The organism is Bacillus cereus group sp. TH152-1LC, from assembly GCF_027710505.1.
Lineage (GTDB): Bacteria > Bacillota > Bacilli > Bacillales > Bacillaceae_G > Bacillus_A > Bacillus_A mobilis.
In genome coordinates, this window is sequence record NZ_JAQFNK010000001.1 from 669,108 (window position 1) to 693,936 (window position 24,829).

Below are 24,829 nucleotides of genomic sequence, written 5' to 3' on the forward strand. Positions count from 1 at the left end.
AATAAATTAAATTCAGAAACTTTATGTGGGGAGTATAAAGTTTATACAATTCATAAAAAAAATGATAGAATATGATAGATAAAACCAAGTGAAAATAACGAAATGAGGAATTCAAGTGTTTATAGGACAAAAGGTTAAAGTAGAAAATTCTCCCTGGACAGATGCAAACGGAGAGACAGGGGAAATTAAATCTATCATTCCTACAAGTAATGAAGGTAATATTGCTCTAGTTAAATTTGATAATGAAGAAATTAATAGAACAAGTAGAGAGATAGGTGGTTTTACATTTAAAAATAAGGAATTGAAAGCAGTGTAATAAGAATCTCTAAAAAAGGGTGAGTAATATGACAGTTTATTATATTAAAAGTGTAAAATGGACGAAACATAAAGAAACAAATCCATCGGGAGAAGATATCTGGTGGGGTCCTAATAATTCTGGATATACAAAAGATATTACACAAGCAGGTATATATACAGAAGAACAAGTTATTGACCATAGAAAGCATCACGGTCAAAATGTGAGTGAAATTGTTCCAATCGATGTTGAGCCTTGGAGTGACGAAACAGTACAAATGAATAAATTTCATTTATCAAAACAAAAAGAACTTATTGAGCATTGGAATCAAAAACTTGATGAGGCTCAGCAACTTGTAAAGCATGCGAAAGAAAATGTTAATTCGTATCAAGAATCCGTAAAACAGTTGAATATGGAATTGAAAATTCAAGAAAAGCTAAAAAACAGTTAATGGATAATTCGAATTTTTTGATTTTGGTAGAAAACAATGCAATCGCGAGAGGGGAAAACACTGATGAAGAACAAAGGAACAATGACTATTAAACATCCAAAAGGTTGTAGAGTTAATATTCATGGAGTGGACGAAAGTGGTACAACGTGGTGTTGTAAATTCTACGATACGAAAGAAATTGCTATTGAAAATGCAATAGAAACGATGAAACAGTATGGTCGACAAGATGACGAATTTATCGATACAACTTTATAAAGCACGTTATTTCATGTTAATACCTTGAGTTATAATGAAAAAATACATAAAAGATGAACCTCATTCTGAATATTGAATGAGGTTTTTATTTTTTATCACAACTTATATTTAATTATCGATTTATTAACAAGTATTTATCCTAAAATAAAACTTAAAAAAAAGCAAAAAATGTTTGTCTTTTTTAAAAATAATGATATAAATTCAAAAGCAAAAAAGCAGAAGATTTAAATTCATATTAAGGAGTGATAGGATGAATATTAGAACTAAATTTATAGCTGTTTCTACAGGTTTGTTAATAATTTCAAATACCGTAATAGGTCTTATGAGCTATAATCAAGCAGACAAACAATTAGATGCAATGGGAAGAATCGTATTGAAAAATGCAACAAACCAAGCAATAGCCGAGATGAAGGTTTTAAACAATCAAGTAAAAAAGGGTAATATTACTTTGGAACAGGCTAAAGAGGAAGCAGCAACTTCAATTTTAGGTCCTAAAAAAGAAAATGGTACAAGAGATATCAATAAAGAAGTCAATTTATCTAAAAACGGTTATTTATATGTAATTTCGCCTAAGGGAGAATTGTTAGTACACCCAAATAAAGAAGGAGAGAATATATATAATTCAAAAGACCCTGATGGGAATCCAGTGGGTAAAACGGTTATTGATGCAGCTGCAAAAGATGGGTTTGCAGAATATAATTGGGAACTTCCTGGTAAAGATGGACAAGCGGAAAAAATCGTATACTCTAAAGAGTTTAAGGAATGGGGCTGGATTGTAGCTGCTGGAACTTATAAGATGGATTTTAATGCGTCTGCAAAAGACATTCTGGAAAAAAATATCATTGTTTCTTTATTGACAATCGTAATTGGGGCTGGATTTGTTTTCTATTATTCTACGAGAATTTCAAAAGCTTTACATCTTGTAAAAAGACGTTTAGAAAAGGTTGCAGAAGGAGATTTGAGTTCAGAAGCATTAATTATAAATACAAAAGATGAAACAAAAGAATTAGCGGATTCTTTAAATACGATGTCTTCGAATTTAAGAACACTCATTTCTTCTGTGGGTCAATCTGCAAGAGAATTGAGTTCTGCATCGGAAGAAACGGCATCTTCTATTGAAGAAATTACATCATCGTCTGAAAGAATTAATGAGATTATTCAGGTAGTAGCTTTGGAAGCTCAAAACGGTCAAAATGCTACTATTGAAGCAGCTAATGCAATTGATGGATTGAATGATTTATTAGAAGAGGCTAAAACAAGAACATTGAATGGAAGTGAAATTTCTAAGCAAACAATGGAAACAGCACAAACAGGTGCAAAAAATGTAAAAGAGTTAGTTTCAAGAATGAGTGAAATTGAAGTGAAAACAGAACAAACACAAGAAGTTATCAAAGAACTTGAAAAGTATTCTCAAGAAATTAGTCAGATTACAAATACAATTACAGGCATAGCTGCACAAACAAATCTTCTTGCTTTAAATGCAGCAATAGAAGCTGCTCGTGCAGGAGAACATGGAAAAGGTTTCTCTGTAGTTGCTGATGAGGTTCGAAAATTATCTGAACAATCTAATGAAGGAGCAAATCAAGTTGCTGCATTAACTCAAAAAATTAATGAATTAACGAAGAAATCAGCTAAAGAAATGGAAGAAAGCAGAAAAATTGTTGGAGAAGGAGTAGAAAGTGCGCATACAGCTGGGAAATCATTAGAAGAAATTCTTGAAGCCATTAATAATACAGTTAACGAAATGAAAAATATTGCGAACTTAACAGATGAAGAAGTAGAATCAGCAAATCAAATTTTAAATTTAATTAAAAATCTGTCTGAGGTTTCAGAGAAGATTGCTGCTAGTTCTCAAGAAGCTACTGCATCTTCTGAAGAAACTACTGCGTCTATTCAAAGTGTTTCTGCTGTTTCTGAAGAAAACAGTGGCATGGCGAATGAACTTAATGTATCTGTAGAAAAGTTCAAAGTTTAATAAAAAACCACCTATTATATATAGGTGGTTTTTAAATTGGATATTAAGAATTAAAAAGTGAAATTTGTTACGGATTCTCCTAACGTTTTAATATTGACCTTCCCGGTATTACAATCAAATATAATAGTTCTACCTTTGTGCCCTCCAACATTAGAATTGATGATTGGAATATTATTTTCGTTTAGAATTTTTTTAGTGATTGCTATGTTTCTACTTCCAATGCTTAAAAGAGAAGAACGAGAAAGGTTTTGAAACATATCAGCTCCTCCATAAATGGCTGCTTGTAATCTTCTTTTATTTGCTCCAAGCAAATTCATAGTGTCTAATAATAGAGGAATACCAGTGTCGGCATATTTGGCTTTGTTTTCTTCATTTTCTTTTGTGCATTGAGGCAGTAAGATGTGAAGTAATCCGCCTATTTTAGTTGTCTTATCATATAATATAATACCTATACAAGAACCTAAACCATTAGTTTGTAATACAGTTTCGTCTTTTCCTACTGCTAAATCAGAAATGCCAACTATTAAAGTTTTCATTAAAAACCAATCCCGAATTTATTAAAAAATGAATGCAATGTATTAGGTTCTGGTAAAAATAGCATATATCCTTCTATTTTTTCGTTATCATAATAAAATGAAGTATTAATTATCATAGCATCATTTCCTATTTCTCCGTAAGAATGTATTCCATATGTTAAAATGGCACCTGCCATGTCTTTCGCAGATTGAGGAACTGTAAGTGATAATCTTGAACATATTAAATCTGATAAAGATGAAACATAACTAGCAGCTAAGATATTACCAAATTCATTAAATAATGAGTAATCCATTTCTACATTATTGGACATATTTAAGTGATTTTCTGTATAGAGATTATGAACTAGTTTTTTTAAAGAGTGTTCTTTTATAATTAAAAAGAAATTCCCTTCAAAATCGCCTATGACTCTGAAAAACACAGCATTCACTATTTCTTCTTCTCCTCCAACAAATTCACAGATATCTTCTATGTCAACGATGTCAACAGACGGGATAGTAATATCAATCGTTCGATTTAATAAAATAGAAAGGGAAGTAGCAGCATTAGCGACACCGATATTACCTACTTCTTTTAATGCGTCTAAATGAATTTCATTTAGTTTTTGAATCATCCAAAATCCTCCTTTCAAAAAGCTTTATTAAGCTTGTTGTATAATACTGTCTTTTGAAAGAAAATCAACCAGAAATTAAAAATCATTTAAGGAAGTTTCTTTAAATATAAACGGTGTTTTTTCGATGAAAAAGAGTATATTTTTAAGTTTTATGAACATTTGTTTCGTTAAGTTGTTATTGTTCAGGTAAAAATGTAAAAACATGCTGATTGAATTAAATACAAAAAAGAAACCTACTCTTAAATAAAGAGTAGGTCGTTTTTTAGAATACGCGTTTTGCTCCAGCGTAATGTTGAATATAATAAGAACCACTTAAGTTACTGATTTTTACTTTTTCATCGCCGCTACTAGCTTGGATGAATTGTCCATCACCAATATAGATTCCTACATGAGAAATGCCTTCTCTATATGTATTTTTGAAATATACAAGGTCTCCAGCTCTTAAATCAGATTTATTAACTGATGTTCCAACATTAAACATGTCATATGAAACACGAGGTAAGTTATTTATTCCGTGTTGTCTAAGTACATAGTAAACAAATCCAGAACAATCAAATCCAGAAGGGGATGTTCCACCCCATACGTATGGTACGCCAAGGTATTTTTTTGCTGTTGAAATAATTGCATCAGCTTTGCTTGAAGATGGGTTCTGAACCTGAGTTGATGGATTATTTACTGATGTACCATTTAAAGCATTTGCAATTGCAGCTTTTGTATTAGGACCAACGATTCCATCAGCAGATAATCCTTTGTCACTTTGGAATTGCATTACAGATGATTTTGTAATTGTACCAAAGTATCCTGTTGAATTAGCGTTGAAATAGTTCAATTTTCTTAAATTATCTTGTAATTGTTGTACTTCGCTATTGCTAGTTCCTTGTTTTAATAAACCATTTCCATTTGAAGGTTGAGATGGTGTAGAAGTACCATTTAAAGCATTTGCAATTGCAGCTTTTGTATTAGGACCAACAATACCATCAGCAGATAAACCTTTGTCACCTTGGAATTGTATTACAGATGATTTTGTAACTGAACCAAAGTATCCTGTTGAATTAACATGGAAGTAATTTAATTTTCTTAAGTTATCCTGTAATTGTTTAACTTCGTTATTACTGTTTCCTTGTTTTAATAAACCATTTCCATTTGAAGTAGAACCTTCAATTTTTGTAATTTCAGAAGCTAGTGCATTTTTCGTAAGAGTTCCAACATTTCCAGTGTCAGGTACTCCATGCGAACGTTGGAAATCTAAAACTGCTTGTTTAGTAACAGAACCATAGTATCCTGTTGTATTTGTATTAAAATAACTTAATCTCTTTAAATCTTGTTGTATTTTTGAAATATCGTTTCCTTGCATTCCTTGTTGCATAAAACGATTACCGTAATCACCAGGTGATGCTGCGGCTACAGATTGAGCTGCTCCAAACAGGGCTAAGCCTGCAACTAATATTGGCATTGTTTTTTTGCCTACTTTTTTCATATCTTAACACTCCTTTGTATGTTTGTGTGTATGTAAATTTGCAAGAAAAAATCGTTAGACCTTTTTGAATTTTTTTACATAAACATTACATTTTTGTTACAAGGAGTCTTTTTGAAAAAGAAGACATTGGGTGAAAAATAGTATAGAGTATATTACTTGTTTACAAAAAAATAGCCGCGAATTCCCTTTGAAAGGCGGGAGTTAACGGCTATTAAACACTATAACTGGTATTTAATTTGGGTGTTATTCCTTTGGGACAGAGTTTTGTTTTTCTAAATATTCCTGTTCAGCTTTTTTCATATGATTACGAACTTTATCAAGAACATCAAAGATTTTCTCTTCTTGCTCCTTTATAAATTCCTCTTTTGCACTGAATATATAAACGTATAATTTAGAATCAACAGGATAGGGGATAATGGCTATTTTATTTCCTTGACGTAACCAGTCCATTACTTCGAAAGCACTGGATTCTCCGGCTTTAATTGCCATTTTAAAACTTTCCACATATCCATTTGCACCTGATGTTAGAACTCTGGGTTTTTCTCCTGTCTTTTCGAGTATCCATCTATATCCACACCATCGCATATGTACCAATTGATGGTTTCCTCGTCTAGTGGCATATGTATCAAATTGTACCCATTCTTCAAAATTGACTTCTCTATCTGGGATTGGATATATAGGACAATCTTCTATTTGGACTTGAATCGTACCTTTGTTGAGGTATTCAACAAGCTCTTTCCAAGTCGTTTCGAGTCCATTCGCTCCCCACCAACCATTTACTGATGCTAGTACATTCTTTAAATCGGTTATGGTCCAGTGATATTGACCTTCGTTAACTTGTTTTATGATATCTGGCTTCATAATATCCCACCTTTGTTATTGGAATCCCCAATTATAGACAAACTGATAATTATATTTTGGTACAAAATAGGTATCTTTGCAATAAATTTTCTTTTTTGTGGTAAAGTGTATAAAAATCAAAAGGAGAATACAAGATGAAATTAATGGAGAAACTTGTGGAGAAATTTTTCGAATCAGAAATGAAATGGGAATATAAATTACAAGACGAAGTTATCAGAGTAGGAAAACAAAGATTTAAACGTACTTTTCCCGATGTCCTTTTTGGTCAAATCGGAGAGGTCCCAGTTAAAGCAAACGGTAAAAAAGTTATTTGTCCTATTTATTATGCTAAAGATGGCTTATGCTTTATGTTTCGTAACGAGAAGATATTATTCAATAATCTTAAACGTATTAGTTAAGTCGAGAGAGAAGCTCCAAAAAGAATATTTATTGATTTGCAGAGAAGTTTAAAAATATTAATCATTAAACTGACAGTTTTATTCCTGTCAGTTTTTTAAATTAGGGATATTCGATTTTTAAAATACAATTTCGATGTTATACTGGATTAAAAAAAGGAGAAACATTTATGCAAAACCCTATTCAAATTGAATTAAAAAATGAATTTATGAAACAAGCAAGAAATTTCGATTTAGAAAAGTTGAAAAACCAAGAGGATAGAAATGATACGGTTACATTGTTTCATGGAACAAATACATTCTATTTAAACTCTATACTGGAAAACGGAATTCTACCTCGAAATAAAACAGGGAACAATAACTGGGATAAAGAAGAGGCATATTCGAACGAAGATATTGTTTATCTAACAAATAAATGGCATTATTGGTATGCATATAATTCTACTGAAAGACTATTAGAACGTAAATATGGTGAAGACTGGAGTTCTGTTAAAGAAGCGCAGTGGTGGTTAACAGGCAGTATATTCCCTATTTACTTGGAATGTGAGATTCCAAAGGTTTACCTTACGCTTGATGAAGATATAGTTTTTAGTAAATTTGTAAAAGATGAAATTAAAAGAGCGATAAAAAAAGGAACGGATTTACAATTGAATGTAACCTGGGAAGATTCATTAGCTCACCAAGGTACAGTAGGAGTAAGAGGAGGAATCCCACGAGAATTTATTAAAACTATTCATATTTTAGGGGACCCTCATTTATATTTAGAATTGATGGATAAAAAAAGACAACATATGAGAGATTATGATAAATGGATACAAGGAAAAGGGAAGGGGAAATTAAAACTTAAAGATTTACAAGAAATTGAGCAAAAGTATCAATATATTGGAAGTGTTCCATTGAATGCAATTCCTAAAGGATATAAATTAAGTCAATGCTATTATGATAGGAACCAACAATCAATGTCATTTGTAGCAAATACCCCAGAAGAATACGAATCACAACCTAGACAATTAGAAAAAATATAAGCTCAGCTTTGCTGGGCTTTTTTTGTTGATGTCTCTTTTACTACTACGAACTTAGATATGCAGATAGATACAAAAAAGCATATCAGTATTGATATGCTTTAGTTTCTTATACTAGCCTGAGTTTGGGCTGACTTCTTTTATCTGTGTTCCATTCATTAACAGATTTCATTAATGAATTTGAAAGGATTTCTAGTTCAGATATAGTTAAATAGAATGGTTTAGGAGAGAAGAATGGTTTTTTGAATTTAAACCAATGGTCTACACCTGTCCAATGATATAGAAAACAATGTTCTAATATATATTCTTTTTCGTTATATGTAAAATGAAAATAGAAAGTTTGGTACTTTCCATCTCTTGTACGGTTAAAGTCTGTTAAAGTCATGTTGTTTAATATGTTTTTAATTTTTTCAGGGATATAGCTATGTTTGTAATCTGTGTTTTTGAAAAATTGTTCTAGTTCCATAAGAACCCCTCCGTTAATATTATTTAACTAATATTAATAAGAAAAAAAGAATATTCCTTTTTAAATCGTACAAATAAAAATATTAAGGAAGAGTATCTTGTGTCTTTTGTGTATGAAAAATAAAAGCCTATGATATAATGTATCAAAAACCGAAGGAGAATTTTTAAATGTTTGACGCAAAAGAAGCATATTCAAAAATGTTAGAGATACTAGGGGTAAACGTTCCAGAAGGATATTTTTTCAGTCCAACGTTTAGACATTATCAAAAAGTACGGAATCAAATATATGTTTATGTAACACCCGAATATGGACATAGTTGGAAGGTTCAGGCTTATGTAAGAGGAACAGCTGCAATGTGTTCTTTAGAAGCTAGAATTTCTATGGAATCAAATATAGAATTACAGAAACTTTCACAAGCTGAAGTATTAGAAAGATACGGACAGAACATCTCGAAACTTTTTGAGTTGGCAGATATTTGGTTAGATAGATATGGAGATGATTCGGAAGCAATGAATGAGGATATTTTTAACCCGTTCCATGTCAATGGTTGGCAAGGAAGAGATATTAGTAATAAAGAATTACAATATAATTAAAATAGAGTGCTACGATTAGTAGTGCTTTTTTCATTAAAAGATATAAAAATTAGAGATATTCGTATCAACATTTCATTATAGGCGGCAAGCCGCTTTTGCCTTGCAAAATAAATCAATTCAATATCAATTCATTACATATTTATAAGTATCCAGTCACTTGATAACATTCGCTCCGGTTCCACCTCCGCTTTCATGATAATAACATATCCTAATCAGAAGTTATGATTAAAAATAAAAACGCAGCGTTGCAGCTCAAAAGGAATATATTATTATGAGTCATTAATCCATGCTTTAAATACATGATTGGAAAGTTACTAAAATACTATTGGTAATAGAGTTTATGTAACGAATCATGGTAGAAGGGGAGGGATGATTTGAGGTGATATGACGCCTATAGAAACATACATTAGTATTCATACTGTTATTTGTCCTATTTGCTATCGCATATCATTGAAACTCGCTCCTGTTTACTGGTAACAAGGTACGGCATCAAATGGTTACATGACCTAAATGTCTATCACGCTTCGTTTATTAGTAATTCGTTATGCTGCGCATAGTTCCCCAAGCTTTTCCTAGTTATCACTTGTATTCCTTGTAATAATCCTAGCCTTTCCTAGAAGTCCTTAGTTTGAATACATTTGTTCTAATAAACTTATTCATTTGTAATCGTATATCGTAAGCTACGCTTAAGAATTAAGTTAATGGATATATGTCGATTAGGTAACGTATGTATATGCTATTCTTGTCTTTCCCAATTTGTTCTGCCAAGCCGTTAGTAATTTGTTTATTTGATTTATATTTATTTGTTATTTAAACACATATAAAAAGAATGACTTACGCATTCTTTACACCAAAGCCAAAAGGCGTTCTTTTTTTGAAAAAGACTGTTATTTGTATATATAAAAAGAGCCAATTGATATGGCTCAGTTGTGGTTACGTTTGTTTAAATGATATTGTAAAACTTCGAATAATGAATCTGGAGTTTTTTCATTTAATAAAGCACTAAATGCAGTATCGTTATTAATAAGTTCTACAACCATATTGTGCATTTTTAAGTGTGTATCACTATTAGTAGCAGTTATACCAAATAACAATCTAACTGGTTGATTACTCAATTTCCCAAAATCAACAGTGTGTTTTAAGCGAACTAATACTAGTGCATCATCGTGAACATCTTCATAAGCATCTGTTTGTGCTATTGCAACCATGTGACTTAGTACAAAAGGATTGATATCCATTCTATATGTATCTAATAAAGAAAATACATACTCTTTATTTGATAAATTATTTTCTACTAATAGAATACCTAATTCTTTAACAGCTTCTTCAGCTGTTGTTGCATCTATATCTAATATAATAAATTCTCTGTTTAAAATTTGCATGTTAACCTCCTGTTATTATGAAACTCGTGATGATAATTTTATGAGTTTAATAACATGAAAAAAAGATTTAGAAAAGAAATTATGTTATTTATTTTTTACCGATTTCTCAAATATCATTGTTTTTAATTGAATTTCAAAAATAAGGATTATAATGCTATAAAATAAAAATACTATTTGTAGTATAAAGGAGCAGTTTAAATGGAAATAGCATTGTATCACAGGACTTCGAAGGAAAAAGCTGAGAGTATTATGAAAAATGGGTTTCGCTTACCTGATGAATCAGGAAGGTGGGGGAAAGGTATATATTTCGCTACAACTGATAATTGGCAAATAAGTAGTTTCGGAAATACAGTTATTAAAGTCGTCGTAGATAGTCAGGATATTTTTTCGAGGAGATATGAGTTAATAGCTAGAGATTATGACCTTGATTTAGAAGAACCAGAAGGTTATACGCATATGGACGAATTTGTAACAAGAATACTTGGATACAAAGGTATAGCAATAGATTATGAAAATAACGAGTATGAAGATATTGAAGTATGTATATATGACACGTCAATTCTTCTTGGAATTCAGATATTAAGTTGCGAATAATGCACAATTCAAATACAGTATATTTTGTAGACCTTTTTACATTAAAGAGGTCTTTTTTTAACTTAAATTAGCGATTTATACGAAAGCAGCGTTATTGTTAACCATTTGCGAATAAAATTTGTTATTATGTAGTTATAGAGGGTTATTTAAATAGATTAGAGAATATATTATATGATAACACAATGAAATGGAGGAAATATCATGAGAAACGATGATAAAAACATATTTTCTATTAACGATAAAGAGAAATTAGAAAAGTTTATGGCAGATAAAAGAGAAAAAGCAGGAGAAGTCGAAGAGACGTTACGAAAAAATACAGAGACTGTAGTGGAAAATGCAAAACAGGCAATACAAAGAGGGATAAATAATATAGAAAAATAGACAAGGTTAGTAAAAAACCTTGTCTATATGTTTTTATTTTCTGTTAATCCCCATAAAACTAAAAACTACATTTTTTAATTCCACGGTTAATTCAGTTGTCTTCTCATTTAGGATGGTTTGTTCTCGCTGTTCTTCTTCTCTTTTATTTTTTAAAAACTCATCGAGTTTTTCCTTGTCATTGATAGAGAATAATAGCATCCTTCGTCTCCCCCTAAGTGTTACCTTATTTAGTTTTTAATTGAATTACTTGTTTTAAAATGTTGATGAGTCTGCTTTCAGATACAATATATCCTAAAAGAAACTCAGCTGTTATTAGGTTATTCTTATCTTCGTTGAAATAAGTAATAAACCAACGTTGACCATTTACACTTAAAATATAAGTGTAAAAATCAAAACTCTGCTGTTCTCCAAATAAAATGGTATCAACAGAATCTGTTTCTTTAATAAACATGTATTGCTTAAAGAAATCTTCTTTTTCATATGAATCAATGGTATCAAATGAAGTAGTGTCATGTTCTAAAATGACTTCTGTTTCAGTTTCTTTGTAAACTAAAAACGGTGTTAAAGCTAAATTTAGGTCTTCATATGATACTTTTTCTTGTGCTAAATCTTGCGTTACCTTTGTGACTTTGTTGATTAAACTTTTGTATCTTGTTTCTATTTCTTTCTGTTTCTTTTGATAATGTTGGACCTCTTGCTTGTATGCAGACTCAACAGAAGCTATGCTTTCCATTACATTTGTTTGGGAAAGGACATCCAATGCTAATTTACCATTTTGTAAATCGTCATATAGCTTGTTAAATGAATCGCTGTTTTTTGCTAATTCTTCAAAAGCTTTATACATAGCAGGGTGCATTACTTTGAAAAGTTTGTAGAAGAAAAACGGGTTATTTTTGTCCATTTTCTGCATTAAATACAAACCTTGTAATAAAGATAATAAGTACCAAAATAGAAATAATACACCGTACACCCAATATGGCATTTCCGTATAAGAGGAAAATCCAATGAATGATAACAAACCAACAATTGTAGTTTGTACAGCAATTGTTCCTTTCAAAACCTTAGCGGATTGCACTAAAGTTTTTAATTGTGTAAAAGGGTGCATTAGCACTCTTGTTACTAAACCGCTTTCTGCATGAGCGGTTTGACTTTTTTGAATTAACTTCAAAATGTCTTGCGCATTCTCACGAAAATGAGAAATGACTTTGATTACAGCATCTATTTGCATGCAATCGCCTCCTAATTCTAATGTTTTATTTTTTGTGTTTGATTAGCTCCTAGATAAACATTTCTATTTTCCAGTTTCTAACCAAATAAATAATAATAGCGAATGGTAAAAAGTCAATAAAAAAGAGGCACATATACAAAGATATGTACCTAAAAATAAATTAAAGTTAGGAATTGCTAGAAGTGAATCTAGCAATTAATTTTTACACCGATATTTTGAATTTGTAAAGAATTAAATCCAAAATGTTTTTATGGATATGGATTCATTTTAATTAAACTTACAAATCCAACAAACGTCATTAGATGCGTTTCAATGACAAATGTTTGATGGTTGAATTATGTTGATAAGACCAACAATAGAGCCGGTTTATTGAAGAAAAATATAGATTGATTTTAATTAAACTTTTTTAAAATTAAAAATCCAACAAACGTCATTAAGAGCGTTTCAATGACAAATGTTTGATGTTTGGATTATGTTGATAAACCCGAAAATAGAGATGGTTTCCTGAAACTACCGATAGTTTTTTCACATTGAATGAAAAATTAGATTATAATTTGTTAAAAAACAAAAGGGGTAAAGATAGGTATGAAAAAAACAAAAGTGAAAGAAACAAAAAAAGGACTATTCAATGAAATTCCAGAAGGTCAATTAGATTTATTTTTGGGTGACATGGAAGTTACTATTAAACCAGAATTTTTATTTGAAGAGCAAAAGAAATTACCTGTTAATGCGCTTTCTAAACTTCCTAAAAAAATTACTGACCTAAACCAGCTGCAAGTAGGTGATAAGATTCATGTGTATGATGGTCATTTGAAGCGTGAATTTACAGGTTATTATATTACAAAAGGTTTTTGGGATGGAAGGGACAAAAGTAATTTCAGTTATTATTACATGGAGATTATAGACGAAGAGAACCCAATGGAATATACACGTAATTTCCGAGGATTTGATAAAATGTGTCAAGTGACATTACTTAAAGAAAATACGAGCTATGTTCCACCAAGGAAAGAGGAGGTATCTCAACTTTTAAAAGAGAAATTGCAAGCTGTAGCCTTAGATAAGCGTATTGGGGTATATCAAAAATTTAGAGACAATTATCCATCTCTTTCATATGAATGGAGTCCAATTTTAAGAGATGCTTGGCGTAAAGCTATAGTAGAGGTTACGGATGAACAAGATTACTTAAATCTTTTGGTGAAAATGAATAAACAAATGGCTAAAAAAATTCCTGAACCAATTAAAGAACGGTTAGAAAGCATATTCAATGAAGTTGCACCTGGGGAAAGAATGAATCAGATAAAAAGACTGCAATGGGTAGAACCTTATAATTCATCACATGATAAGGAAATTGAGTTTACGTACCATACATTGAATGAAAACGATTCTACTTATTATAAACCACTTACTTACATGTTTTTGGAGAAAACAAACAATGTTAAATTGTATTTTGAAATTTTGAAGCATTTAGGATTTGTTTGTCGATATATGATGAAAGGTGATATTACAAGCATTGACCCTGTTGCTTTAAAAGGAAAGATTCGAATGTGGCATTCTGATGAACGTCTGAAATCAACATTTGTACCTTTATGGGAAAGAAATGCACAAGTTGCAAGTTAAATAAAGACATAAATCAATATAAGGTCCTTCTCATCTAGAAGGACTCTTTTTTATTGTTCTGGGATTCGTCTTGAATTGATTTTTACTAGTATACGTTTTAAAATATAGCGTATATCAATTATGTTTATGTTTATCATTAGAATTTCACGTATTTCTTTTTGTGAATGACTATTTATGATATTTCGTTTAAATATTCAAGACAAAGGAGAAATAGATGAAACAAGTATTTTCGAATCTAGAGAACCAAATACTGGTTCAAATTATGGAAGTGGCAGAGGAAAACGATGGGGTAGCCTCGATGCGAGAGTATGTTGATTCAGGAAGGATACCTGATATTGATACAGTTATTACTGTCTTTGGTTCATGGAACAATGCGGTTAATATTATTGATTATGTCCCTTATGTAGAATCTGACGTTACTATATATCAAGAAGATATTATTAGACAAATGCGGGGATTTTATGAAGAAAACAATAACCATATTACCTTAGAACTATTTAAAAAAAGATACAAAAAAGAGGGTTTTAAACATATAAATCGTGCTTTCGGTTCTTGGAATAACGCTTTGCGTGTTGCTAATATTGAGCAGGGACAATACACAGAAAGAATATACTCGAAAGAATTTATTATACAAAATATCCGGGGGCTCCATGCTAATAGTGGGTCTGTATATTATACGAAACAAAACTATATAGATTCTAAAGCGGAACCCGATATAAAGACTGTTTTAAGAGAGTTTGGTATATGGAGTAATGTACTGAAACAAGCCGGGCTCCCTTTTCGAGGTAATGTAGAAGAAATAGAAAAAAAGCACGCCGAGAAAAAGAAAGAGATTATAGAACAATTGAGAGAGTTGGCAGAAGAGTATAAAGGGAAAATAACGATTCGTGTATATAGAGATTCAAACAGGAGTCCTAAAGCGGATACTATAGTGAATTACTTTGGTACTTGGCAAGATGCTCTTAAAGCAGCAGGAATATACCAATACATTAAATCTATTGTAACTGAGGAAGATGCATTACATTTTAAAATGTATGCGATAAGGCAACTTCAACTTCATAACAATGAATATGTTGGGAAAATCGATAAGGATAGTTATCGAGCTTCTGGTAGACTTCCTACTGTAACTAGTATTTATCGTGTTTTTGGTAGTTGGACTCAGGCAATACATGAAGCACAAATAACATCTGCTAAACAAAAAAGCCCTAGGTATCCAGATGAGGATAAGTTTTTAGAGACGATTAAGCAGGAACTTAATAAATTTTACGAAGAGACCGGTTCTTTAAGTGAACGTTTATATAAAGAGTTAGGGAGAAAACCAAGTGCTACTACGATTAGAAGAGTGGTAGGAGACTGGAAAACAGCCTTGAATATATCAGGACTATCGAATAAGCCTGTAAAACGCCCATTAAAAGACAATCAAAAAGAGTGGATAGTTAAACAATTAACAGAGTTTTATGAGGAAACGGGTTCTGTAAGTGAGAGATTGTATAAGAAATCAGGAAGAAGACCGAGTGCTACTACTATAAGAAGGTTGATAGGGACTTGGCAAGATGCTATACTTTATGCGAATCTTCAAAGTAAAACTTCTCGAACAAAAGACTGACTTAATATTAAGCCAGTCTTTTTTGTGCATTAAAATAATTCTTTACACATTTATACGATTCGAATCTTTGAAGAAATACTTGTAAGAAATAAGTTGCGTAATCAATATCTAAGAAAAGCTTTTCCGCGAAAACAAAAGCATAATAACGAATATCTTCAGCATCTAGGTTGAATGATTCGCCATCCGCCATTAATACTTCTGCATTTCTTTCATATGGTGAATTGTCATCTGAGAATTCGACCAAATAAAGGTGACATCTTAAAGCGTTTCTTGAAAATTCAATTGTGTATTCATATAATAATTCTTTACTTTCGGTATAATCAATGACTTTTTCTCGAACATTTACAATGCGTATATTATTTAAGTCTTCTCCTAATTTAAGAAGGTATTCTAATCTATCATGTCTTTCGAGAGGACTCCCACCTCTAAACGTAAGTGAAGGTGGTGAGGTGAATCGAAAAAAATATTTTATTTTCAAGAAAAAATAGTGGAAACATACGTTCTCGTTTTGATATAATCTCCTTAACAAGGAGGTGAATAAAATGACAACGGAAAATCAATCAAACTATAAAACTCTTCAAATCTGGATTAAAAAAGGGCATCGTATGTATTCTTACTTTCAAGAATCTTGTCATAACGCTAAGAATATGTATAACACGACAAATTTTTATATACGTCAGGTGTACACTGGATTAACACAAGAAAAAGAGTTACAACCTTTGCAAAAAGAAGTTCTGGATAATATTCATAAAAACATTGGAGAAATGAATGACACACAACTTATTTCCTATCAAAAGAAATCGGAAAAAGAAAAATTGAAACCAAAAGAGAAGCAAAAAGAAGTAAAATGCAACTTATTTTCAGAACCAACTACAGAAAAACCTTATGTAGATTATAACTTTCTGGATGCATTATTTAAAGCGATGATTCAGAATGATTATCGAGCTTTACCTACGCAATCTAGTCAATCGATAATGAAAACTGTATTCCAAAATTGGAAATCCTTTTTTGTTAGTTTAAAAGACTATAAAAAGAATCCAAACAAATACAATGGGAAACCTAGAATTCCAAAGTATATTCGTTCTTCTGAAAAGGAAATCTTGTATACAAACCAAGATTGTGTAATTAAAAACAATAGATGTTTAAAGTTTCCAAAGACGAAATTGCAATTAAATATTGGGAAACTAGGCTTTACCGAAGGTAAACTGAAACAAGTTCGTGTAATTCCAAAATACAATGAATATGTAGTGGAATTGGTGGTAGATGTTCCTTCAGAACAACAAATTATTGAAGAGAATGGTCGCTATATGAGTATTGATTTAGGCATTGATAACCTCGCAACCATCGTAACAAACACAGGCATGAAACCTGTTCTTGTTAAGGGCAAACACGTCAAAAGCATAAATCAATATTACAACAAAATGAAGAGTCATTTTACAAGCGTTCTACAACAAGGTAAACAAACAAATGAAGGACCTTTTACTTCTAAAAGAATAGAAAAACTTCATCAAAAACGTTACTTGAAAATAAAAGACATCTTCCATAAAGCTAGCCATCATATTGTAAAACTAGCTCAAGAAGAAGAGGTTTGTAAAATTGTTATTGGTCAAAATAAAAGTTGGAAACAAGAAACGAATATGGGAAAAAGAAATAACCAGTCATTCTGCCATATTCCGCATAGTTTATTGATTCAAATGATTACATACAAAGCAAATGCCATAGGCATTCAAGTTGTTGTGACCGAAGAATCGTATACATCGAAAGCAAGTTTTCTAGATGATGATTTCATTCCAACGTATGGAGTAAATAACCAAAATGTAACTTTTTCAGGGAAGCGAATTAAGCGTGGTATGTATCGTTCTGCAAACAGAGTATTGATTAACGCAGATGTAAACGCTGCGGCTAATATTTTACGAAAAGTAATCCCAAATGCATGGACAAATGGGATAGAGGGGTTAGGCGTGAAACAGCTCGCTAATGTGTTAACTCCCCTGACGTTAATCGTCCGTTAGGTCGAAACGTTAGAAACCTCCACTTCAAGCTTTGCTAAGTGGGGGAGTATTCATCAGGACTAGTTTCTAAGAATTGTTCAAAATGTTCTTGTAACTCTACCATTATCATTCAGTCCTTTCCTTTGCATAAGAAAGGTTTTCTGAAAAATAAGGATGTTCCTATGCTGTATAGAGTTAAAATAACTTGTAACCTTGAAAAGTTTACTTCCATTTTTTTCTTTCGTGTTAAAATGTATCAAAAAAAGAGAAGAGGAAATTAAATGAGTAAAGTAATGTTGCAAGAAGTAGAATTAGGAAGCCCGACGTTTAATGGAAAAAATGAATTAGTTATTTTAAATGTAATAGGTGTTTGTTCTAAAACAAGTCCTTTAAAATTCGAAGGTATTATTACTAATGATGGTAAAGGACAATGGAACCTAAAAATTAAACAAGCACAGTACGAATCAGGAAGAAATGGAGATAATGCAATTGAGAAAATGTTAGATGATTTAAAAACATTGATATTGCAATCGAATGAATTTAAGTCACAGGAAAACAGTATACAATCTTTTATCAATGATTATAAAATGAAAAAGCCGCTTCCTGATATCGAATTAGTATCTCAGGAGTTCGATAATGGAAATGCTTCTTTCATTTTTACAACAGAAGAGATTGAAGAAGATAGAAATAATCGTGATATTCAACATGACCCTGTGCACTACGACTTATATGGATACATGCCTGGCGCAGAAGGGATGATGGAAAGGGGCATTATTAACTTTCGATTAGAGGATGACGCATGGAAAGTTCAAGAATACCAAGGCGTGAAAAGTTTCTACTATGATTACTCAACATATTTCGGATTTAAGGAAGATATGGAAGAACATTTATATGAAACACTAAAATTAGCACTTTTAATGCACCTGGTATAACCGGGTGCTTTTTACTATTCCAACAGAGAATAAATTTTCGTGGATGAAAATCAATGGGGGAGAGAGGGAGAAATAGAATAAAAAAGGACGCCCTATATGGACGCCCTTTTACTATCATATTACTTTTTATTTGTGCTTTCCCAATCACTTAAGAATTTTTCAATTCCAGAGTCAGTAAGAGGGTGCTTTGTTAGTTGTTCGATAACGTTATACGGCATAGTAGCAATGTGAGCACCAGCTAAAGCAACACGAGTAACGTGGTCAGGATGGCGAACAGATGCAGCAATAATTTGAGAATCTAAATTATGAACGCGGAATAACTCTGCGATTTTTGCAACTAATTGTACACCATCTTCTGAAATATCATCTAAGCGACCTAAGAATGGAGAAACATAAGTTGCTCCAGCGCGAGCAGCTAGTAATGCTTGGTTTACTGTGAAGATAAGTGTCACGTTAGTTCTTACGCCTTTTTTAGTTAAATAGCGGCAAGTTTCTAAACCAGCTACTGTCATAGGAAGTTTAATTGTAACTTTTTTGTCTCCGCCATTAATTTTAATAAGTTCGTCAGCTTCTGCAATCATTTGTTCAGCAGTAACTGCATATGGAGTTACTTCAGCAGATACAGATTCAACTTCTGGAACCGCTTGGCAAATTTCAGTAATTCTATCTTCGAACTTTACGCCTTCTTTAACAACTAATGAAGGATTAGTTGTAACACCAGCTAAAACACCAATCTTATCAGCTTTTTTAATTTGTTCTAAATTTGCAGTATCAATAAAAATTTTCATTATAATATCACCTCATATAAAATCTACTTCTATTATTTGCAAGAATTTTTAGGATACCCTTTTGTTTTAGTAGATAAAATATCTATTACAAAAAGTGAAAAAAATTCGTTGATAAAATTAAATATTATGATAACCTATATGAAAAACAAACAAAATAGGAGAATGAAAAATGATTATTAAACAAAACATTGCAGATGTATTAAAAAACAAAGGTGAAACAAGAGAAATATTTAAAAAAGAGTTACAGGAATTTTGTGAAGAGTGCGTTTATCCTTTGGGGTTATATGGAACAATTTCACCACACAATAACGAAGATATGAAAAAAATTGACCAAGACTTTGTTTCTTATATTTCTAATAATGACAATCATAAAGAAATTCAAAAAGAAGTGTTAGAAATGGTTAAAGAATTGCCTCGGTTAGAATCTTTGATTTTTTTGAAATCGATTGTACATGGTAAAGGTAATGATGTTTTGTGTAAAAGTGATGAACTTTATTACGAATTCAAGAAGAGAAGTGGTCTCTAAACTAAAAAGAAAGTATTAATTAACAAGGCGGAGATTTTCCGCTTTTTTTTTAAGTTGGGAACTTAAAATAATGGTATGATTTAGGAAAAAAGAAGTTAAAAGGAGAATATTATGTATATTAAACAAAACATTTCAGATGCACTACAAAACAAAGGCGAAACAAGAAAGGAATTCAAAAAAGAGCTACAGGAATTTTGTGAAAAAGTTATTCCAAATATAAAGACTTTAGAGTTGTTCCATTCGGAAAACAATAGAGATATGAAAAAACTAGAACAAGACTATCTGAATTATATTTCTAAGAATAATGAAGATAAAGATGAGTTGTTAAGATTGGTAATGGAATTGCCTCCTTTAGACTCGTTAGTTCTTTTGGGCGCCCTTGTGAAAAAAAGTGAAAAGATTAACGATGCTTTACATTCAAATGATAATCTTTTCAATGAACTTGATAAGAGGTCCGAAAAGTTAAGAAAAGAGGAGCAAAAGAATAAAAAGAATATCATATTTACTCCTCAACCACATATGTTGTATTTCAGGAAAGAATTAGATTTGTTATCTAATGATTTTCATGCAATCAATTCATTAAGTAGAACTAAAGATATAGAACTCTCCAAGGATTCAGTTGTGTTAGAAAAATTCAAGGAATTTATTTCTAAGTGCAATGACCTTCATGATGAGTTGGAACAAAAATTGAGATAGTATAAATTATTAAAGGCGGAAGTTATTCCGCTTTTTTTAGTTGAAAACTTAAAAACAAATAATTTGATATGAAAATTTAGCATTTGCTTCCTATGCGACAATTTAGTTTTTGATGAACTTGAAAATCATTAAAATACCTAAAATTGAAGGTCTGTTTTTTGTTGTGGAAGGGGATGAATTCCATTTATTTCAAAAATGATGATAAGAAATATAAATGGAAATAAAAAAGATACTCTAGTAAAAGAGCATCTTAAATAAATTAATTTTCTTTGATAAATGCTTGTAAAGCACCTAAGTTTTCAGTATCTGTTTGTATAAAGTTGTCGTTCCTTTTCAGTTCCTCTTGTTGCTTTGAAAGAATAGCATTTTGAATTTCTTCTTTGATTGTATTCAAGTTTTTAACTAGGAGAACAATTTGTTGTTCTATTGGTTTGTGAATTTTATTGTTAAGTGTCCCCCAATATTTCCCTACACAATCTTTATCTAAAGAGAAGTAGTTAGTGCTGTATCCGTTTTTTATGTAGAAAACAACGAAGTCTTCTTTCTCTGTAAATTTCTTTATATCACTAGAAATGATTGAATAATTGTGATTTAACAAATCTAAGTAAGTGTTCTTTGAATTAGAATTTTTTCGTATCAAAAAGCAAATCTCATTGCTCTTTCCTCTATTCAGAGTAACATTTATCATGTGAAATGGTAGAGAATGCAAAACATCTTGGAAAAAATCATGAAGTTTATTCATAGATTTTTCAAGAAGTTCTTGTTTCTCATTCTTCATTTCTTTAACATGGTTACGTACAATTTCATTTGATTGTGTAATCAAATCGTTCATCAGTTCAATGTTTTTTAATCCTTTGTTTGTCATAGTGTATTCCTCCAAAATTGTTTTTTATATTATAAGTTAATATTGAAAAAAGTGTTGGAAAATATCGATTTATATTTTGAAACGCAATAAAAAAGATACCTGTAAAAGACAGGTATCTTAGATGATTAAATTTCTGTTTCAATAAACTCGTTTAAGACTTCAATATTTTCTACATTTTGCTGTAGAATTTGAGAATTGTGATTTATTCTTTTTTGCGTTTCTTCTAAAATAGTTTCTTCAGTTGCCTTTTTAATTTCTTTGAAATTTTGAATCAAGAAAATTAATTGTTTCTCTTCGATAGATTGTACGTATCGACCAGCCCAATACCATTTCCCCCAATCATCATTTAACGAATAATAATCGCCGGTGTTATAGGAGTTAGGGTTAATGTTGATAATAACGAAATCTGGAATTTCTGTCACTGGTGTTGCAAATGAACTTGACTCATTCTTTAAGTAGTCGAAGTTTTCTTTTCTAAGAGAATTTTTTCTTATATAAATATTTAATCCGATACCTTCTATTGACACATTTACCATATTTAATGGAAGTGATTCAAGAACGTTTTCAAAAAATGTATTCATTTTTGCTTTTGCTTTTTTTAACAATTCATCTTTTGATTCGTTTGTTTCTTTTTGATGATTTAATCTAATTTGGTTAGATTCTTTCATTAGTTTTGCCATCATATCGATACTTGCTATTCCTTTGTTTTGCATAGGTAATACCTCCAAAATTGTTTTTAACATTATAAATGAATATTAAGAAAAGTGTTGGAAAATATTTAAAAGTTGCGATATTTTATTTTCTGGATAAAAACGAACTGAAAATTAATTTTATTCAACACAATAACTTATGTGTTGAATGATATATTGAACGGATAAAAATAGAGGTTTTTAAAAGGTCGTTTTTTTCGGGAGTATTGGTAGAGAAGATGTAATTTTGTAATAAAATAACATTAGGTTGGAGTGGTAGAAGAGAAAAAATAAGAGTTATTTTTGGGGATTTCACCAAATTATCAAAAACGATTACAATGACATGTTTTTTGAGATTATTGCTTGTTTTCATTAAGTAAAACATTCTGTGTTTTTAAAATAGGAAAATAATAGTTTTAAAAAGGGGCGAATTCAGAACGAGTGTTGACTGAGATATGGAGATATGATAGTTTATATCTAGAAAGGCAAGAAATTTCTTTCTAAAAAGGTGGTTGAAGTGTAAGTTTCCACGCCTAATTCGTTCCACTCAAGTCAAGATTTATTCTCTAACATGTAAAAACAATGACTAGTTTTTTATAAAACAGGTTCTTTTTTTTATGTCTGAAAAGGGGATAAACAGAGGAATAAAATGTGAATAAACATTATCGGATAAAAATGAGAAGATGCGAAAAAAATCCATTCTATTAAACTATTATTTAGTAAAGATAACACTCTATTATCTATACTAAAGATTCTGGATTAGTTGATAAATATAAATAAATACAGAAAAAATAATAAAATGGTGTTTTCCACGATGTTTTTAAAAAGTACATAAAGATATATGCATATTATTTCTTATAATTGCATAAAAAATCTAGTCATTACTAAATGTTTTTACATAAGTAAGGTATATTTTTATCATTTATAAAGAGAAATTTTTGTCTTAAGCGCGAAGTGTTAAGTAAGAAGGTGGTTGCTCATTATTGCTAATTCCTATAGGTGTTAAAATATATTCCTTATAAACTTCGCATCATTAAAATTAGATTATGAAAGGGAATAGAATGCTCTATTCCTTTTTCTTATTAAGAACCTGTATTTCGTGTTCCTAATGAATAAAAAAGTAATGAAATCCTGACTTGATGTATGTAATATGCTTTTTACAAAAGACAGAAAACTAATTTTTTGTTTTTAGATTTTTTTTAAAAGGAGTGAAGAGTGTGTTTTTTGCTATACCTGGTTTAATAGTTTTATCAATATTTCAATTCATATCTGGTTATAAAAAAGAATTAGGAAAAAGTTTAAAAGGTATCGCATTTAAAAGTGTACTATCTGTTATTTTTTCTTTCATTACAGCTATTTTATATGCTTCATTATTTACTAATCCAAGTGATGCCTTTGGAGACTATATTGGTTTTGTTATGATTATTGAAGTGCCATTTATTTTTATTTTTTCTTGGATTATTCTTGTGATAGTTCACTGGATTGCAACGGTATTACGTAAAAAGAAAGAGAAATCAAGCGACAATAAAAATTTAGATAGTTAATGATTAAAATCCAAACTAATAATAAAATGGAGAATTATATGACTACATATCAAGAGAGTAAAAGAAAAATGGAGTTGGCATTAGAAACATACAACAAGAAGTGGACAGATTATATCTTAAAAATTAGGGATGAATCAGAAGATAGGTTAGAGTATTTAATTGCTTTATCTGATAAATCTAAGAGAATTTTAGAAAATTTATCATTTATTGATGCAAAATGGATAGCACATGAAATATCTACTTCTAAAAGTTATTCGTATATCGGTGCTGTTTCGGAATCTCAAAAATACGTAGTACATATATCAAAGAAAGATGAACAACTAGTAGATTTCAATTTTTATATACGTGGAACAGAAAAGATAGTCGCTGGAGACGAAGAGTATGAAGACCTTATTGAAATTGATGTGTTTACTAAAAAAGAACTAGAATTAGTTCGTACATACTTAGATGATTTTGATATTGTTGAGATGTGTAATGCAGGAAATGCTGCGTGGAGATAAGATAGAATGACATTAAGATTAATAAATATATTGGTGAAAGAATATGTTTATTAAAACTAGTTAATGGTTGACACAATGTGTGTTTTGCATAAAATAAGATATCGTGAAGGTTTTTTAAAAACTAGGAGTCGTTACATTTAACTTTAAGATATTTAGTCCAAAATTATAAATACATGCTATGATTTAAGAAAGATTTGGGAGGAAATACCTATGCATATGCAATTAACAAAAGAAAGAACTACTGTGGAGAATTTATCTAGGGAAGTGGATAGCAAAGAACTAGCCAAGTTGTTATTAGTTACAACTTGCACAATCAACAATTACTCAAGAGAAGGTATGCCACATGAAGAGAAAGTTAATAAAGAGAAGCTAGGATGGAATAAAAATCAACAAAAACGTTACTTTATTATAAAAGACTGTTTGAAATGGCTTACTGAGAATAAGTCGAAAACGAAAGCTGGTAAAAAGGCAAAAGTAATTATTGAAGGAATACACTAGAAAATATATATGGAAAGACTTCTTCGGAAGTCTTTTTTATCTTATAAATAAATGA

30 protein-coding genes are annotated in these 24,829 nt (G+C 30.7%); 18 read left to right on the plus strand and 12 right to left on the minus strand.

Features of this window, described 5'->3' with window-relative positions:
* Nucleotides 1-115: 115 nt before the first annotated feature.
* From PDL00_RS03475 to PDL00_RS03490, 4 genes are all read left to right on the plus strand, one after another.
* On the plus strand, nt 116-316 hold the full coding sequence (locus PDL00_RS03475) for a hypothetical protein (protein ID WP_270726423.1): 201 nt from the start codon (nt 116-118) through the stop codon (nt 314-316).
* A gap of 28 nt (nt 317-344) precedes the next feature.
* Entirely contained in the window at nt 345-746 is a 402-nt protein-coding gene (locus PDL00_RS03480) for a hypothetical protein (protein ID WP_270726425.1), read from the plus strand.
* A gap of 63 nt (nt 747-809) precedes the next feature.
* Complete coding sequence (locus PDL00_RS03485; RefSeq protein WP_270726427.1) at nt 810-1,001, plus strand: hypothetical protein; 192 nt, start codon at nt 810-812, stop codon at nt 999-1,001.
* Between the two features lie 358 nt (nt 1,002-1,359).
* Nucleotides 1,360-2,976 (plus strand): methyl-accepting chemotaxis protein, encoded by a 1,617-nt coding sequence (locus tag PDL00_RS03490; RefSeq protein ID WP_442868314.1) that lies wholly within the window; start codon nt 1,360-1,362, stop codon nt 2,974-2,976.
* 50 nt (nt 2,977-3,026) lie between these two features.
* Here PDL00_RS03490 and PDL00_RS03495 read toward each other — a convergent pair whose 3' ends face one another.
* The 4 genes from PDL00_RS03495 to PDL00_RS03510 form a co-directional block, all read right to left on the minus strand.
* Nucleotides 3,027-3,512, minus strand: a complete 486-nt coding sequence (locus PDL00_RS03495) for a chemotaxis protein CheD (protein WP_270726432.1) — start codon at nt 3,510-3,512, stop codon at nt 3,027-3,029.
* Nucleotides 3,512-4,123 (minus strand): chemotaxis protein CheC, encoded by a 612-nt coding sequence (locus PDL00_RS03500; RefSeq protein WP_098517943.1) that lies wholly within the window; start codon nt 4,121-4,123, stop codon nt 3,512-3,514. Before PDL00_RS03500 ends, PDL00_RS03495 begins: the two co-directional genes overlap by 1 nt.
* Nucleotides 4,124-4,385: 262 nt before the next feature.
* Nucleotides 4,386-5,600 carry a C40 family peptidase gene (locus PDL00_RS03505; protein WP_270726435.1) on the minus strand — a complete coding sequence of 405 codons (1,215 nt, stop codon included), beginning with the start codon at nt 5,598-5,600 and terminating at the stop codon, nt 4,386-4,388.
* A gap of 243 nt (nt 5,601-5,843) precedes the next feature.
* Nucleotides 5,844-6,461: a hypothetical protein gene (locus PDL00_RS03510; RefSeq protein WP_270726437.1), complete on the minus strand. Its 618-nt coding sequence runs from the start codon at nt 6,459-6,461 to the stop codon at nt 5,844-5,846.
* 134 nt (nt 6,462-6,595) lie between these two features.
* Between PDL00_RS03510 and PDL00_RS03515 the strand changes: the two genes are divergently transcribed.
* The gene (locus PDL00_RS03515) at nt 6,596-6,859 is read left to right on the plus strand and encodes a hypothetical protein (RefSeq protein ID WP_270726439.1); all 264 of its coding nucleotides are present in this window, start codon (nt 6,596-6,598) and stop codon (nt 6,857-6,859) included.
* A 167-nt stretch (nt 6,860-7,026) separates the two neighbouring features.
* Complete coding sequence (locus tag PDL00_RS03520) at nt 7,027-7,881, plus strand: hypothetical protein (RefSeq protein ID WP_270726441.1); 855 nt, start codon at nt 7,027-7,029, stop codon at nt 7,879-7,881.
* A gap of 106 nt (nt 7,882-7,987) precedes the next feature.
* On the opposite strand, the gene PDL00_RS03525 is transcribed toward PDL00_RS03520, so the two are convergent.
* Nucleotides 7,988-8,344 (minus strand): hypothetical protein, encoded by a 357-nt coding sequence (locus PDL00_RS03525; RefSeq protein ID WP_270726443.1) that lies wholly within the window; start codon nt 8,342-8,344, stop codon nt 7,988-7,990.
* A gap of 167 nt (nt 8,345-8,511) precedes the next feature.
* Here PDL00_RS03525 and PDL00_RS03530 point away from each other — a divergent pair, with 167 nt between their 5' ends.
* Nucleotides 8,512-8,937, plus strand: a complete 426-nt coding sequence (locus tag PDL00_RS03530) for a hypothetical protein (protein ID WP_270726445.1) — start codon at nt 8,512-8,514, stop codon at nt 8,935-8,937.
* A 923-nt stretch (nt 8,938-9,860) separates the two neighbouring features.
* Here PDL00_RS03530 and PDL00_RS03535 read toward each other — a convergent pair.
* Nucleotides 9,861-10,319 (minus strand): PTS sugar transporter subunit IIA, encoded by a 459-nt coding sequence (locus tag PDL00_RS03535; protein WP_270726448.1) that lies wholly within the window; start codon nt 10,317-10,319, stop codon nt 9,861-9,863.
* Between the two features lie 198 nt (nt 10,320-10,517).
* Between PDL00_RS03535 and PDL00_RS03540 the strand changes: the two genes are divergently transcribed.
* The gene (locus PDL00_RS03540; RefSeq protein ID WP_270726449.1) at nt 10,518-10,913 is read left to right on the plus strand and encodes a hypothetical protein; all 396 of its coding nucleotides are present in this window, start codon (nt 10,518-10,520) and stop codon (nt 10,911-10,913) included.
* A gap of 201 nt (nt 10,914-11,114) precedes the next feature.
* Nucleotides 11,115-11,294 (plus strand): hypothetical protein, encoded by a 180-nt coding sequence (locus tag PDL00_RS03545; RefSeq protein WP_270726450.1) that lies wholly within the window; start codon nt 11,115-11,117, stop codon nt 11,292-11,294.
* Between the two features lie 33 nt (nt 11,295-11,327).
* On the opposite strand, the gene PDL00_RS03550 is transcribed toward PDL00_RS03545, so the two are convergent.
* Both PDL00_RS03550 and PDL00_RS03555 read right to left on the minus strand, forming a co-directional pair.
* Complete coding sequence (locus PDL00_RS03550) at nt 11,328-11,492, minus strand: hypothetical protein (RefSeq protein ID WP_170953153.1); 165 nt, start codon at nt 11,490-11,492, stop codon at nt 11,328-11,330.
* A gap of 25 nt (nt 11,493-11,517) precedes the next feature.
* Complete coding sequence (locus tag PDL00_RS03555; RefSeq protein WP_270726451.1) at nt 11,518-12,522, minus strand: hypothetical protein; 1,005 nt, start codon at nt 12,520-12,522, stop codon at nt 11,518-11,520.
* A gap of 585 nt (nt 12,523-13,107) precedes the next feature.
* Between PDL00_RS03555 and PDL00_RS03560 the strand changes: the two genes are divergently transcribed.
* Entirely contained in the window at nt 13,108-14,139 is a 1,032-nt protein-coding gene (locus PDL00_RS03560) for a hypothetical protein (protein ID WP_270726453.1), read from the plus strand.
* 214 nt (nt 14,140-14,353) lie between these two features.
* Nucleotides 14,354-15,745, plus strand: coding sequence for a homing endonuclease associated repeat-containing protein (locus PDL00_RS03565; protein ID WP_270726455.1), 1,392 nt, complete (start codon nt 14,354-14,356; stop codon nt 15,743-15,745).
* Between the two features lie 7 nt (nt 15,746-15,752).
* On the opposite strand, the gene PDL00_RS03570 is transcribed toward PDL00_RS03565, so the two are convergent.
* Entirely contained in the window at nt 15,753-15,989 is a 237-nt protein-coding gene (locus tag PDL00_RS03570) for a hypothetical protein (RefSeq protein WP_270726457.1), read from the minus strand.
* A gap of 298 nt (nt 15,990-16,287) precedes the next feature.
* On the opposite strand from PDL00_RS03570, the gene PDL00_RS03575 reads away from it, so the two are divergent.
* Nucleotides 16,288-17,757 (plus strand): RNA-guided endonuclease InsQ/TnpB family protein, encoded by a 1,470-nt coding sequence (locus PDL00_RS03575; RefSeq protein WP_270726459.1) that lies wholly within the window; start codon nt 16,288-16,290, stop codon nt 17,755-17,757.
* Nucleotides 17,758-18,017: 260 nt separating this feature from the next.
* On the plus strand, nt 18,018-18,668 hold the full coding sequence (locus tag PDL00_RS03580; protein ID WP_270726461.1) for a hypothetical protein: 651 nt from the start codon (nt 18,018-18,020) through the stop codon (nt 18,666-18,668).
* A 119-nt stretch (nt 18,669-18,787) separates the two neighbouring features.
* Here the strand turns inward: PDL00_RS03580 and fsa are convergent, their stop codons facing one another.
* Nucleotides 18,788-19,456, minus strand: coding sequence for a fructose-6-phosphate aldolase (fsa, locus tag PDL00_RS03585; protein WP_098007174.1), 669 nt, complete (start codon nt 19,454-19,456; stop codon nt 18,788-18,790).
* A 169-nt stretch (nt 19,457-19,625) separates the two neighbouring features.
* On the opposite strand from fsa, the gene PDL00_RS03590 reads away from it, so the two are divergent.
* Together PDL00_RS03590 and PDL00_RS03595 are read left to right on the plus strand one after the other, a co-directional pair.
* A complete protein-coding gene (locus PDL00_RS03590; protein WP_270726464.1) occupies nt 19,626-19,982 on the plus strand; it encodes a hypothetical protein in 357 nt (118 codons plus the stop codon).
* A 111-nt stretch (nt 19,983-20,093) separates the two neighbouring features.
* Nucleotides 20,094-20,678 (plus strand): hypothetical protein, encoded by a 585-nt coding sequence (locus PDL00_RS03595; RefSeq protein ID WP_270726466.1) that lies wholly within the window; start codon nt 20,094-20,096, stop codon nt 20,676-20,678.
* Between the two features lie 259 nt (nt 20,679-20,937).
* Here PDL00_RS03595 and PDL00_RS03600 read toward each other — a convergent pair whose 3' ends face one another.
* Entirely contained in the window at nt 20,938-21,543 is a 606-nt protein-coding gene (locus PDL00_RS03600) for a hypothetical protein (protein ID WP_270726468.1), read from the minus strand.
* A 125-nt stretch (nt 21,544-21,668) separates the two neighbouring features.
* On the minus strand, nt 21,669-22,256 hold the full coding sequence (locus PDL00_RS03605) for a hypothetical protein (RefSeq protein ID WP_270726471.1): 588 nt from the start codon (nt 22,254-22,256) through the stop codon (nt 21,669-21,671).
* Nucleotides 22,257-23,449: 1,193 nt separating this feature from the next.
* Here PDL00_RS03605 and PDL00_RS03610 point away from each other — a divergent pair.
* From PDL00_RS03610 to PDL00_RS03620, 3 genes are all read left to right on the plus strand, one after another.
* Complete coding sequence (locus tag PDL00_RS03610; protein ID WP_270726474.1) at nt 23,450-23,776, plus strand: hypothetical protein; 327 nt, start codon at nt 23,450-23,452, stop codon at nt 23,774-23,776.
* A gap of 38 nt (nt 23,777-23,814) precedes the next feature.
* Nucleotides 23,815-24,276 carry a hypothetical protein gene (locus PDL00_RS03615; protein WP_270726477.1) on the plus strand — a complete coding sequence of 154 codons (462 nt, stop codon included), beginning with the start codon at nt 23,815-23,817 and terminating at the stop codon, nt 24,274-24,276.
* Between the two features lie 210 nt (nt 24,277-24,486).
* The gene (locus PDL00_RS03620; protein WP_270726479.1) at nt 24,487-24,774 is read left to right on the plus strand and encodes a hypothetical protein; all 288 of its coding nucleotides are present in this window, start codon (nt 24,487-24,489) and stop codon (nt 24,772-24,774) included.
* Nucleotides 24,775-24,829 lie beyond the last annotated feature (55 nt).